The organism is Clavibacter californiensis (genome assembly GCF_021952865.1).
In the GTDB taxonomy this organism is placed as follows: domain Bacteria; phylum Actinomycetota; class Actinomycetes; order Actinomycetales; family Microbacteriaceae; genus Clavibacter; species Clavibacter californiensis.
This window is the reverse complement of the sequence record NZ_CP040792.1, coordinates 2,518,107-2,530,658: the sequence shown is the minus strand read 5'-3', so window position 1 is coordinate 2,530,658 and position 12,552 is coordinate 2,518,107. Positions and strand designations below refer to the sequence as shown.

Annotated in this window: 12 protein-coding genes; 5 read left to right on the top strand and 7 right to left on the bottom strand. The window is 74.1% G+C overall.

The window, feature by feature from the left end:
• Positions 1-64 precede the first annotated feature (64 nt).
• Positions 65-1,018 (bottom strand): trypsin-like serine peptidase, encoded by a 954-nt coding sequence (locus FGD68_RS12205; RefSeq protein ID WP_119372751.1) that lies wholly within the window; start codon positions 1,016-1,018, stop codon positions 65-67.
• A 232-nt stretch (positions 1,019-1,250) separates the two neighbouring features.
• Between FGD68_RS12205 and FGD68_RS12200 the strand changes: the two genes are divergently transcribed.
• A complete protein-coding gene (locus FGD68_RS12200; protein WP_119372750.1) occupies positions 1,251-2,621 on the top strand; it encodes an LLM class flavin-dependent oxidoreductase in 1,371 nt (456 codons plus the stop codon).
• The gene (locus FGD68_RS12195; RefSeq protein ID WP_237609496.1) at positions 2,618-3,868 is read left to right on the top strand and encodes an acyl-CoA dehydrogenase family protein; all 1,251 of its coding nucleotides are present in this window, start codon (positions 2,618-2,620) and stop codon (positions 3,866-3,868) included. The genes FGD68_RS12200 and FGD68_RS12195 overlap by 4 nt, the downstream gene beginning before the upstream one ends.
• 38 nt (positions 3,869-3,906) lie before the next feature.
• Here FGD68_RS12195 and FGD68_RS12190 read toward each other — a convergent pair whose 3' ends face one another.
• Complete coding sequence (locus FGD68_RS12190) at positions 3,907-4,671, bottom strand: SDR family NAD(P)-dependent oxidoreductase (protein WP_119372749.1); 765 nt, start codon at positions 4,669-4,671, stop codon at positions 3,907-3,909.
• A gap of 152 nt (positions 4,672-4,823) precedes the next feature.
• On the opposite strand from FGD68_RS12190, the gene FGD68_RS12185 reads away from it, so the two are divergent.
• Positions 4,824-5,984: a hypothetical protein gene (locus FGD68_RS12185; protein ID WP_119372748.1), complete on the top strand. Its 1,161-nt coding sequence runs from the start codon at positions 4,824-4,826 to the stop codon at positions 5,982-5,984.
• 128 nt (positions 5,985-6,112) lie between these two features.
• The gene (locus FGD68_RS12180) at positions 6,113-7,114 is read left to right on the top strand and encodes a hypothetical protein (protein ID WP_237609495.1); all 1,002 of its coding nucleotides are present in this window, start codon (positions 6,113-6,115) and stop codon (positions 7,112-7,114) included.
• 6 nt (positions 7,115-7,120) lie between these two features.
• Here FGD68_RS12180 and FGD68_RS12175 read toward each other — a convergent pair whose 3' ends face one another.
• Positions 7,121-7,669 carry a DinB family protein gene (locus FGD68_RS12175; protein WP_119372747.1) on the bottom strand — a complete coding sequence of 183 codons (549 nt, stop codon included), beginning with the start codon at positions 7,667-7,669 and terminating at the stop codon, positions 7,121-7,123.
• Between the two features lie 99 nt (positions 7,670-7,768).
• Between FGD68_RS12175 and FGD68_RS12170 the strand changes: the two genes are divergently transcribed.
• On the top strand, positions 7,769-8,242 hold the full coding sequence (locus FGD68_RS12170) for a DoxX family protein (RefSeq protein WP_119372746.1): 474 nt from the start codon (positions 7,769-7,771) through the stop codon (positions 8,240-8,242).
• A gap of 52 nt (positions 8,243-8,294) precedes the next feature.
• Here FGD68_RS12170 and FGD68_RS12165 read toward each other — a convergent pair whose 3' ends face one another.
• The 4 genes from FGD68_RS12165 to FGD68_RS12150 form a co-directional block, all read right to left on the bottom strand.
• Positions 8,295-8,540, bottom strand: coding sequence for a hypothetical protein (locus FGD68_RS12165; protein ID WP_119372745.1), 246 nt, complete (start codon positions 8,538-8,540; stop codon positions 8,295-8,297).
• A 33-nt stretch (positions 8,541-8,573) separates the two neighbouring features.
• Positions 8,574-9,809, bottom strand: a complete 1,236-nt coding sequence (locus tag FGD68_RS12160) for an amidohydrolase (protein WP_119372744.1) — start codon at positions 9,807-9,809, stop codon at positions 8,574-8,576.
• A gap of 92 nt (positions 9,810-9,901) precedes the next feature.
• Positions 9,902-11,338 carry a threonine/serine exporter family protein gene (locus FGD68_RS12155; RefSeq protein ID WP_237609494.1) on the bottom strand — a complete coding sequence of 479 codons (1,437 nt, stop codon included), beginning with the start codon at positions 11,336-11,338 and terminating at the stop codon, positions 9,902-9,904.
• A 245-nt stretch (positions 11,339-11,583) separates the two neighbouring features.
• A complete protein-coding gene (locus FGD68_RS12150; RefSeq protein WP_237609493.1) occupies positions 11,584-12,510 on the bottom strand; it encodes an alpha/beta hydrolase in 927 nt (308 codons plus the stop codon).
• Between the last annotated feature and the right edge of the window lie 42 nt (positions 12,511-12,552).

Sequence of the window (12,552 nt, the reverse complement as noted above, 5' to 3'; positions counted from 1 at the left end):
GCGATTCCTTCAGGAGGATGGAACGGGCGGGTCCGCGGATGCGACCCGGGGGACGCTGCGTGGATCAGGTCGCGATGGCCGCCGTGAGGTCGTACGCGGAGTGCGCGGATGCCTGCCAGAGCGGGCCGAGGTTGTGGGTGCCCGTGTCGTCGCGTTCGGCCACGTTCGCGAACTGCGCGCCGCCGCTGCCGTCGCCGGCGAGGATCGGGCCGCCCGAGACGCCGCCCGTCATGTCGCACGCGATGAGGATCTGCGCGGTGCCCTGCGCCGTGCCCGAGCCGGTGCAGCGGTCGAGGTGCTCGCCGTCGAAGCGCCCGACCGCGGGGTAGCCGAAGGCGGAGAAGACCTGCGTCGCCGGCTGGTCGAAGAGCACGGGGGAGGCGCCGACGACGCTCTGGACGGTCGCCCCTTCGCCGTCGCGGGCGACGGCCATGAACGCGGTGTCCTCCGCCTGGTCGGCGTTGTTGCCCTCGTACCAGCCGGACGTGACGTTGCCGCCCACGACGGGCCACCCGCCGTAGGGCGAGCCGCCCGACTCGTAGGCGGGGTAGAAGACCATCTGGCTCGAGAAGGTCTGGTCCATGGTCACGCAGTGCCCCGCCGTGGCGATGGTCGATCCGTTCGCGGAGGCGACGACGTTCGCCGAGCACCAGTGGCCGTAGCCCTCCTGCACGTAGTAGATGCGGCCGATGTGCGACACGGGCTCGATCTGCTCGGCGTGGTCCACGGTGCGGGCCGCGTCGGAGGTCGCGACCTCGGATCCGGACGCGGCCGTCGCGTCGCCCGGGCCGTCGTCCTCCGTCGCGGCCGCGCGACGCTCGGGCGTCCAGTAGGAGACCTCGTCGGAGGCCGGAGCGGCGGGCGCGGCGACGGGGACGAACGAGGCGGGAGCGGACGCGGGCGCGTCCGCGTCGGCGGCGGACGCGGGGGCCGCCGAGCCGAGCAGGGCGGCGCCGAGGCAGACGGCGGCAGCGGCGGCGATGGTGGAACGGTGCGTGATCGTGGGGCGACGGGGCATGCGGGACCTTCCGGAGAGGGGCGGCGCGGACGTGCGTCGGCGCCGGGGAGGGAGAGGAGTGGATCGCGGACCGGCACCTGATCGAGGTCCGCGTCCGTGTGCGCCGACGGTAGCGGCTGGCCGTGCGCTCCTGCGTGCGCGCTGCACAGCGCGCGTGTGACGGCCGGCTACGCCCGTCCACATCCGCATCTCCTCACCCGTGCGACGCTGGAGGTCCGACGAGAGGATCCCCATGCCCGACGCCCGGCCCCCGCTCCGTTTCGCCGCCTTCGTGATGAACACCGCCAGCCACATCCAGCACGGCCTGTGGCGACACCCGGACGCCCGCCAGCACGAGTTCGACGACGTCGAGCTGTGGGTGGATCTCGCGAGGACGCTGGAGCGCGGCCGGTTCGACGCCATGTTCTTCGCCGATGTCGTCGGCCTCTACGGTCCGGGCGACGGCGCCTATGACGTGAACGCGCGCGAGGGCCTCCAGTTCCCGAGCAACGACCCCTCCGTGCTGATCTCCGCGCTCGCCGTGAGCACCGAGCACCTCGGCTTCGCGTTCACGAGCTCCGTGCTGCAGGCGCACCCGTTCGACTTCGCGCGGAAGGTGTCGACGCTCGACCACATCACGAAGGGCCGCATCGCCTGGAACGTGGTGACGAGCGCGCTCGACGGCGCCGCCCGCAACTTCGGGCACGACGGCCTCGAGGACCACGACGCCCGCTACGCCTGGGCCGACGAGTACCTCGAGGTGGTCTACAAGCTGTGGGAGGGCTCGTGGGACGACGACGCGCTCCAGCGCGACAAGGCGCGCGGGGTGTTCTCGGACGCGTCGCGCATCCACCGCATCGACCACGAGGGGCCGCGCTACAAGGTCGCGGGCCCGCACCTGTCATCGCCGTCGCCGCAGCGCACGCCCGTGCTGTTCCAGGCCGGATCCTCGCCCGTCGGCCGTCGGTTCGCCGCCCGGAACGCGGAGGCGCAGTTCATCCTGTCGTCGACGCCCGAGAAGACCCGCGCCCTCATCGATGACACCCGGGCGCTCGCCGTGGACGCGGGCCGGCGGGCGGACGACCTCTCCTTCTGGCTCGGGCTCTCCTTCATCACCGGCAGCACGGAGGAGGAGGCCAAGCGCAACGAGGCCGAGATCGACGAGTACCTCTCCGCCGACGGGTTCCTCCTGCACTCCAACCTCGGCTTCGACCCGAAGACGGGCGAGCAGCTGGATCCGGCGACGCCGCTCTCGCAGGTGGAGACGCAGGCCGGGCAGAGCCACCTGAACTGGCTGCGCGAGGCGTCACCCGACCGCGAGCCGACCATCGCCGACCTCGCCCGGCTCTCCGCGAAGCTGCGCGGCCGCGTCGTGGGCACGCCCGAGCAGATCGCGGACGTGCTCGCGGGCTGGCAGGAGGCGGGCGTCGACGGGATCAACGTCATCAACTGGACCCTGCCCGGCAGCTACGAGGACTTCGTCGACCACGTCACGCCCGTGCTGCAGGAGCGCGGCCTGCAGCAGCGGGAGTACGAGCCGGGGACGCTGCGGCACAAGCTGACCGGGCGCGACCGGCTGCCGGAGTCGCACCCGGCGGCGGCGTACCGGGGCGCGTTCTCGTGACGGTGACGGTGACGGCGGCCGCGACGGGGACCTCCACCGCCGACCTGCGGGCCGAGTTCCTGCCGCTGTTCGACCGGATCCGCGCGGGCGCCGTCGCCCGAGAGCGCGACCGGGAGCTCGCGCACGACGCCGTCGCGCTCCTCCGCGAGGCGCGCTTTGGGGCCCTGCGGCTGCCGGTCGCGGACGGCGGGAGCGGCGCGACGATCGCCCAGCTCGCCGAGCTCGTGATCGAGCTGTCGGCCGCCGACGCGAACGTCGGGCACCTCCTCCGCGGCCACTTCGGCTACGTCGAGCTCGTGCTGCGCCGGCCTCCCGGGCCCGCGCGCGAGGAGTGGATCCGCCGCATCGCGTCCGGCGCCATCGTCGGCAACGCCACGAGCGAGCAGACCGGCAACACGCTCGCCGACATCTCCACGACGCTCACCGAGCGCGACGGGCGCTGGATCCTCGACGGCACCAAGTACTACTCCACGGGCACGCTCTACTCCGACTGGATCTACCTCGCCGCCGGTCGGGAGGCCGCCGACGGCGTCGAGCGCGTGACCCTCGCGATCCCCACCGACGCTCCGGGCGTCACCGCGGTCGACGACTGGGACGCCTTCGGCCAGACCCTCACCGCGAGCGGCACCACGACCTTCGCGGGCGTGGAGGTGGATCCGGCGACCGTCACCGCTTACCGCGAGGCGCCGCTCTCGCACATCCAGGCCTTCTACCAGCTCCACCTCGTGGCGGTGCTGGCAGGGATCGCGCAGGAGGTGGAGCACGACGCGGTCGCGTACGTGCGGAGCCGCACGCGCACCTACATCCACGCGAACGCCGCACTGCCCCAGGACGACCCGCAGGTGCTCGACGTCGTCGGCCGGATCTCCACGGCCGCCTTCGCCGTGCGCGCCACGACCCTCGCGGCCGCGGCCCGCCTGGACGACGCGGTCGCGACCGCGGAGCCAGGCGACGCCCTCGACAAGCCGACGCTCGACGCCGCCGAGAACGCCGTCTACCAGGCGCAGGTGCACGCGGTCGACCAGGCGCCCGCCGCCGCGAGCCTGCTGTTCGAGGTCGGGGGAGCGTCGGCCACGTTCCGCGAACGCGCGCTCGACCGGCACTGGCGGAACGCCCGCGTCGTCGCGAGCCACAACCCGGCGATCTACAAGGCGCGGGCGATCGGCGACTTCGCGGTCGCGGGGCGCGGGCCGGTCGACGCGTGGGCCGCGTACGAGAAGGTGGGCGCGACGGCGTTCCCGCGCTGACGGGTCCGCGGCCGCGTCCACGGCGCCCGAGCCAGCCGTCAGTGCACGGAGAAGCCGCCGTCGACCGCGATGGTCTGACCGGTGACGTACGCGGATCCCCTGCCCGCCAGGAAGACGGCGGGTGCCGCGAAGTCGCCGGGGGAGCCGTTGCGGCCGACGAAGGTGCGCGCCGCCAGCGCGGCGACCGCCACCGGATCGGAGCCCAGCCGCTCGTTCAGGGCCGTGAGCACGAAGCCGGGGACCAGCACGTTGGCCGTCACCCCCTGGGCCGACCACGCCTCCGCCTGGGAGCGGGCGAGCGCCTCCACCGCGGCCTTCGACACCCCGTACGCACCGCTCGCCGCGAACGCGCGCTGCGCCTGCTGGCTGCTGACGTGGATGACGCGGCCGTTGCCGCGCTCCGCCATAGGGGGCAGGAGACGCTGGCCGAGGATGAACGGCGCGTCGAGGTTGACGGCCATGGTGGCGTCCCAGACGTCCTCGCCGAGCTCGGCCATCGGCGGGCGGAGGTTGATGCCCGCGCAGCACACCAGCACGTCCACGTCACCGGCCGCGAGTGCCCGATCGGCGAGCAGGTGCGCGCCTGCCCGGGTCGAGAGGTCGGCGACGATTCCGTCCGCCGAACCGCCCTCGGCCCGGATCCCGGCCACCGTGTCGTCGATCGTGGCCGCCGTGCGCGCGGCGACGAGCAAGTGGGCCCCCGCCGCGGCGAGCGCCTCGGCGATGGCGCGCCCGATCCCGGAGCTGCCGCCGGTCACCAGCGCCGTGCGTCCATCGAGTCCGAAGAGCTGCTGCAGATCCATCGGGTCAGGTTACGGGCGCGGCATCCGTCATGCGCCCGACCGGAGGTGACGCCCTCGTGCCGCCCGACCTGGGGGCGTCCGCGCGCCGGGCGGCGCCGCATCGCGTCGCTACGGTGGACGGGCGGCCGGGATGCCGCGGGACGAGGGGATCCATGACGACGCACGCGCCCAGCCGACCGCAGCTGGACACGACGCCGTTGACCGGCCGCATCGACCGCGACGACCTCCGCCGGTTCCGCCGCGAGTTCACGGCGCGGCACCCCGTCATCGTGTCGCCGCTGTTCGTGCTCGGCCGCATCGCGATGGGGATCCTCGCCCTGCTCGCGATCCCGCTCGGCGGCGTCCTCCTCCTCGCCGGCGGTGTGGGCGCGATCGTCACCGACGACCCCGAGGCCCGCGGCGACGCCCTCGGCATGACCGTGTTCGCGATCCCCATGTTCGGCACCGGCGTCTTCTTCGCCTGGCGCCTCATCCGCACGCGCCGCCGCCGCAGCACGATCCGCTCCCACTACCGCCTCACGCGCTTCGGGCGGATCAACGGCCTGAGCTACACACCGGGGCCGGTCTCCGACGGGCACATGGGATCCGCATCGCGCGGCATGTTCGTGACCCGCGTCATGCGGCCGCGGACCGCGCGCCCCGTCGAGTTCGGCAACCACGAGCTCAACCAGGGGTCGCGGTTCGACGGCATCACCCAGTACGGCGGCTACGCGATGATCGGACTCCGCCGCGAGCTGCCGCACATCCAGGTGATCTCGAACCGCACGCGCCTCCGCCGCGAGATGACGCCGACCATCGACGTCGCGCGCGACCAGCGCCTGGAGCTCGAGGGCGACTTCGATCGGCATGCGGCGCTCTACTGCCCAGAGGGGTACGAGCGCGACGCCCTCTACCTCTTCACGCCGGACGTCATGGCCGTGCTCGTCGACCGGGTGCGCGGCTTCGACGTGGAGATCCGCGGCGACCGCCTGCTGCTGCGCTCGCCCGCCGACATGGTCACGCTGGATCCCGACCGCTGGCACGACGTGGTCGACGCGACCGCCGCCCTCACGGCGAAGGTCGACCGCTGGGAGCGCTGGCGCGACGACCGGCTGCGGTCGCTCGAGGGCGAGGAGGCCTCGGTGCTCACCGCGTCCGACGACGCGCTCGCGGTGCCGGAGCCGGGGCGCACCCGCCGTCGCGCCCGTCGGTCACGCGGCGTCGCGGCGGCCGGGCGTCGGCTGCGGATGCGGCCGACGCTCGGGCTCCTCCTGCTCATTGCCCTCGGCGTGGTCTTCTTCGGGCTCGCCTTCGTGATCACGACGCTGCCGTGACGGGCGAGCGGGCGCTCACGCGGGCGCGGCTCGACACGGATCCGCTCACCGACCGGATCCGGTGACGTGATGTGCGCGCCTTCCGTCGGGAGTTCCGCCGCGCGCACCCCGAGGCGGAGGGGATCGGCGTGAAGGCGCGCACCGCGCTCATGGTGTCCCTCGCCGGGGCGAGCGCCCTGATGGTCGTGATGCTCGCCTGGATCATGGCCGACACCCTCCAGGAGGGCGCCCCCGATGCCGTCGAGCAGGCCGCCTGGCAGGCATTCGTCGGCACGCTGCCCGCGATCCTGCTCGTCGTCTTCGGCAGCTGGGTGATCCGCTCCCGCGAGCGCCGCGGCGGCTACCGCGCGCACCCCCGGCTCGTGCGCTTCGCCGAGGCCAACGGCATGGAGTACCTCCCGGGGCCGATGTCGGACGGGCACTTCGGTTCCGCGCGTCGCTACTTCGACCTCACGCGCGTGATGCGCCCGACCGCGGCGCCCGGCGTCGAGTTCGGCAACCACGAGATCGTGACGGCCGGCCGTCGCGAGGGGGCGGCGCGCTTCGGCGGGTACGCGATGATCCGGCTCGCGCACGAGATGCCGCACATCCGGGTGATCGCCCGGCGGGGCGTCCTCCGGCGCGCGCTGACGATGATGTCCCGTCCGGAGCGGGAGCAGCGGCTCTCGCTCGAGGGCGACGTCGACCGCCACTACGCGCTCTACTGCCCGGCCGGCAGCGAGCGCGACGCGCTCTACCTCTTCACGCCGGACATCCTCGCCCTGCTCATCGACCGGGTGCGGGGCCTCGACGTCGAGGTCGTGGGCGACCGGCTGCTGCTCACCTCGTACGACGACGTCGTCACGCGCGACCCCGAGCGGTGGCGCGACGTCGTCGAGGCGACGACGGCGCTCGTCGCGAAGGTCGATCGGTGGGAGCGGTGGCGCGCCGACCCGATCGAGCGACCGGAGGATCCCTCCGCGCTCGATGCGGTCCTGCGCGCCGTCGGCCTGCCTGACCCCGGCCGCGCGTCCCGTCCTCGGCCGGTGCGCCGCCTGCGCATGACGCCGACGCTCGGCGGCGTCATCGCGGTGGGCGTGCCGCTCCTGCTGTTCGTCGCGGGCTGGATCGCCGTGCTGGTGCAGCGCTGACGCGGATCACTCGCCGGTGACGCCGTCGACCAGCTCCCGGACCACGTCGACGTGGCCGGCATGGCGCGCGGTCTCCTCGATGAGGTGCACGAGGATCCAGCGCAGCGACGGCATCTCGTCGGGCGGCCCGGCGGCCGCGATGTCGTCGAGGTCGTGCCGGGCGATCACGGCGTCGCTCTCCGCGCAGGCGCGCTCGTAGTCGGCGACGATCTCGGCGAGCGGATCGGTCGGGCTCACCCGCCACTCGCCGTCCGGGTCGTCGTCCCCGCCGAAGCGCCGGTCGTAGTCGCCGGCCTCCATCAGCTCGACCGTCCACGAACGCTCGACGTCGGCGAGGTGCCGGAGCGCGCCCGCGACGGAGGTGAGGCTGGGGAGGACGCGGCGCGCGGCGTCGGCGTCGGAGAGGCCGCGGGCCTTGCGGATCACGGTGGCGCGGTTGAGGGCGAGGAAGCCGGTGAGGCAGGCGCGCTCGTCGGCGCGCGGCGGGCGGGGGCGGTCGTCGGGGCCGAGCACGTCGGTGTCCGCGCCGGTCGCGATGTCGGGGAGATCGGTCATGGCGGGATGCTAGGACCGGTTCCGGCACCCGGGGAAGAGGGGCTGCCACGGGGATCCGCGTGGAGGGGCCGCGCATCCGGCCCGCGCCAGACTGGGCGCATGACCCCGAGCTCCGCGACCCGCCCCACGGCCGACAAGCGGATCGCCCCGGACGGCGGCCGCCGTTCGATCCCGCGCACGCTCGGCCGGATCCTGCTCGGCCTCGTGCTGATCACGGCCGGCACCGGGCACCTCACGGTCGCGCGGGAGTCGTTCCAGGCGCAGGTGCCGACGTGGCTGCCGATGGATCCGGATTTCGTGGTGCTCGCGTCGGGCGTCGTGGAGATCCTGCTCGGCCTGTCGCTCGTGCTCCTCGGCCGCTGGCGCGTGTGGGTCGGCCTCGTGGTCGCGGCGTTCTTCGTCGCGATCTTCCCCGGCAACATCTCGCAGCTCGTCACGCGCACGCCCGCGTTCGGCCTCGAGACCGACGCCGCGCGGGCGATCCGACTGGTCTTCCAGCCGCTCCTGGTGCTCTGGGCGCTGTGGGCGACGGGCGCGTGGTCCGCGTGGCGGAACAGGCGCGCCCGCCGCTGACCGGGGTCGAGCGGCGGGCGCGGGGGCTCCGGGCGGAGCGGACGGGCGGCGGCTAGAGGCTGAGCCCGAGGCGCAGACGCTGGACGGCGCGCTGCGCGTCGGTCGTGCGGTGCCCCACGCCGTACCAGGCGATCGCGCCGACGACGGTCATGAGCACCAGTGCGGCGATCCAGAGGTCGCGGGACAGCCCGGCCAGGGTGCGGTCGCGGACGACCTGGACGAGCGCCGTGACGATGAGCGCGACGTAGGCGAGGGCGAGAGGAGCGACGACGACGCCGCCGATCAGTGCATCCGACATGATGGTGCCTCCTCCTGGTGGGTGTCCTCGACCCTATGCCCGTCCTGTGCCGACACGCGAGAGCAGCGCGGCCGTCGCGGCCTTCACGCCCGTCTCGATCGTGCCCTCCATGGTCGGCGCGAACTGCGGCGTGTGGTTGCCGGGCGGCGGGGTCGCGCCGCCGAACGCCGACGCCTCCACGCCGCCGAACGCCCAGTAGACGGTGGGCACGCCGATGGCCTCCCCGAGGATGCCGAAGTCCTCGCTGCCCATGATGGGCGGCGACTCGACGACCTTGTCCGTCCCGAGCTGCGCGGTGAGCGCCGCGACGATCCCGCGCGTCGCCTCGGGGTCGTTGCGGTTCAGCGGGAACGAGACGATCTCCTCGATCTCGGGCTCCGGCGCCCCGCTCGCGGCGGCCTCGGCCAGGATGATCCGCCGCACGGACGCCAGCACGCGCTCGCGCACGGCCGGGTCGAAGGTCCGGATGCTCAGGCCGAGCACCGCGTGCTCCGGGATGATGTTCTCCTTCGTGCCCGCCTGGAACGTGCCGACCGTGACGACCGCGGCGGCCTGCGGATCCACCTCGCGCGCGACCACCGTCTGGAGGCGCAGCACGATGGCGCTGGACGCGACGATCGGGTCGATGGAGTTCTGCGGCTGCGAGCCGTGGGCGCCGCGGCCCTTCACGGTGACCCGCCACGAGTCGCTCATGCTCATGAACGCGCCCTCGCGCGTGGCGACCACGCCGACGGGGAGCGGGAAGACGTGCTGGCCGAGGATCACCTCGGGGCGGGGCGCGCGGTCCCAGAGGCCGTCGGCGAGCATCGCGCGGGCGCCCTCGCCGGTCTCCTCGCCCGGCTGGAACACGAAGACGATCGTGCCGGCCCACGCGTCGCGGTTCGCGGCGAGCGCCTGCGCCGTGGTGAGCGCGGCGGCGACGTGGAAGTCGTGCCCGCAGCCGTGCATCGTGGGCACCTCCTTCCCCGACGGGTCGATGCCCGTGTCGCGGCTGGCATGCGCGAGGCCCGTCTCCTCGAGGATGGGAAGGCCGTCGGTGTCGGCGCGGAACGCGACCACGGGCCCGTCGCCGTTCCGGAGGATCCCGACCACGCCGGTACCGCCGCAGCGGCTCGTCTCGGCGCCGATCGCCTCCAGGTACGCCTCGATCGCGGCCGCGGTCGCGTGCTCCTGCATCGAGAGCTCGGGGTGCGCGTGCAGCGAGCGGAACAGCTCGTGCGCGTCCCGCACGTCGTCGTCCAGCAGGCTGACGCCGGGGTGCACGTCCATGGGGATCCTCCTCGCGAGTGGGTGGCGTCCCTCGTGGGGACAGGTCCTCCCAGGCTAGGCCCGGGCCTCCGTCGCACAGGCGACGCGCCCGGTCATCCGAGGTCGACGCCACCGCCCGCCGGACGCGAGGGCGGATCCAGGAGCGACGGGTCGCGGATGATGCCGATCGGGGTCGTGTCGAGGCGCACCGACTGCACCACGACGCGCTTCGCCCGGCGGCGGAGGTGCCGGCGCGCCTGCGGCGTCGCGAGCAGGCTGCCGAGCACGAGGCCCGCGCCGATCGCGAGGGTCGTCGCCATCGCGCCGACGAACGCGCCCGTGGCTCCCGACGTGCCGGCCATGGAGTTGAGGAGCGCCGAGGCCACCGCGAGCGAGGGAAGGAGGGATCCGCAGAAGGCGGGCACCGCGATCGCCGTGGCCGACACCCGGACGCGCGCCGAGACCACCGTCCCGAGCGCACCGAGCAGCGTCGCCACGAGGAAGGTCGCCGCGAGCAGCGGCACTCCAGCCGTCTTGAGGATCCAGAGCGAGACCGTGCCGACGAGCGCCACGCCGATCGCGACGGGCATCACGCGCGCGTTGGCGCCCTGCGTGATCCCCGTGGCGCCGGCCGCGAAGAACGTGGTGATCAGCAGCATCCAGAGGGGGAGCGCGCGCAGCGTGATGTCGGTGGGATCCACCTCGATGTCGACCCCGGCCGTGAGCGCGAGGCCGCCCGGGATCCCGACGGCGATGCCCGCGACGATGAGCACGATGATCATCGCCCGCGAAAGCGCCATGGCCCGGAACCCGGAGATGGCGTCCTGCGCCCAGGTGACGATGGTGACGTGGGGGAGGATCAGCACCACCACGGCCGCGACCATCGCGGCGGCGCTCCCGGCGGGCATGACGCCCGACCAGATGGCGAGCGTGCCGACGGCGGCGACGATCGCGGACTGCACGGCGACCACGAAGAACGGCGGGATGCCGCGGCGCGACAGCTGCCGGCCGAGGACCATCGCGCCGATCATCAGCAGGAACGCCCCGGCGGCGCCCGGAAGCGATCCGCCCGCCTGCAGCGACACGGAGACGCCGAACAGGCCCATGGCGGCGTCGGTGATCCACGACGGCCAGCGCGGCGGCGACTTGAGCACCTCGACGAGGCCGTCGACGGCGCTCGTCATGTCGCGGTCGTCGTGGAGCAGCTCGTCGACGATCTGGTACACGAGCGAGAGCCGGTGCAGGTCGCTGCCCTCCGCCGTGACCACGCGCAGCTTGACGAGCGGCGGGCCCTCGAGCGGCGCGTACTGGATGGTGATGGCCGTGCCCGTGATGTCGAGCTCCAGCGGCGCGAGGTTCCACTTGGTGCTCACGGCGACGATGGCGATCTCGACGGCGCGCACGTCGGCGCCCGAGGCGAGCATCACCTCGCCGAGGTCGAGGCAGAAGTCGACGATCTGGCGCGGGGAGTACAGGTCGCCGAGACGGCCGTGCGCGGGCTCCGTGCCCTCGTAGATGGTGCCGCGGAGGCGCGCGCGGACGTCGCGCATCTCCTGCGGGTTGACGCGGCGGCGGCGCTGGCGCGGCGGACGCGCGGCTCCGGGATCCCGGCGGGGGCGCCGCGGGTCGCCGGGCGGCGGGGTGGTGCTCAGCGCGATCAGCGCTCCGTTCGGTGGCCGGCCCGCGTCGAGCGGGGGCGGATGGTGGTTCGTCCCCACCCTAGGCGGCGACCAGGGGACACGCCCGCGCGGCGCCCGACCGGATGGTCGGACGCCGCGCGGGACGAGCGGACGTGTCAGCTCGTGGGGCAGGAGCTGGTCGACGCGCTGATGGGCCCGCCGACCGCCGGGGCCGGGCAGATCTCCTTCGCGTAGGCGGTGTCGCCGTCGAGGTAGCGCTCGAGGAACGCGGTGATGGCGGCCCGGATCGTGGCGGTCGGCTTCCCCATGCCGGCCGCGTGGCCGAGTCCCGTCAGCTGGAGGTACTGCTTCGGGGTGCCGGCGGGGATGGAGTCGTAGGCGGGCCTGCCGAACCTCGCCGGGATCGCGGTCGCGTCCTTCTGCCCGGTGATGATGAGCGTCGGCACCGTCAGCTCCGGGTACGCGGGGTGGACCGCCTTCGGGTCGCCGGCGGGCGGGTAGTCGTACGGCATGAGGGTCAGCGCGGCCGCGATCGACGGGCGCTCCTGCGCGGCCTGGAGCGTCCCGCCGCCGCCCATGGAGTAGCCGAGGAGGGCGACGCGGTCCGGGGAGACCTCGGCCTTCACGGCGCTCCGGCCCGTGAGGTAGTCGGCGGCCGCGAGCATCTCGGTGGCACGGCGGTCGGGGAGGTCGGCGCGGGCGAGCGTGTCGATGGTGAAGACGACGAAGCCCTCCGCGGCGAGCTCGGAGCCGTAGACCGCCATGTCCGACTCCCGGCCGTGGAATCCGGGCGTGACGACGACCGATCCGAGGACCTTCCGCCCGGCGTCCCGCGGAGCGAAGATCGTGCCGCCGCCGAAGCGCGCATCCGCCGTGGCGGGGACGACGATCCGGTCGATCCCGTCGGCGGCGCCCGGCTGGGCGTGGTGGGCGGCCGCTGCAGGGCGGGGTGCGGGGCGGTGCACGGCGTGATGCACGGGCGTCGCGGCCTGGGCGGCCGTGGGCACGGCGAGGGAGGCGACGAGCGCCAGGGCGGCGACGGCCGCGTAGCGGGAACGGAAGGCGAGGGGTGTCGCGGGCATGGGCGTCTCTCGGATCAGGTGGGGGACGTCCGCGGCGACGGC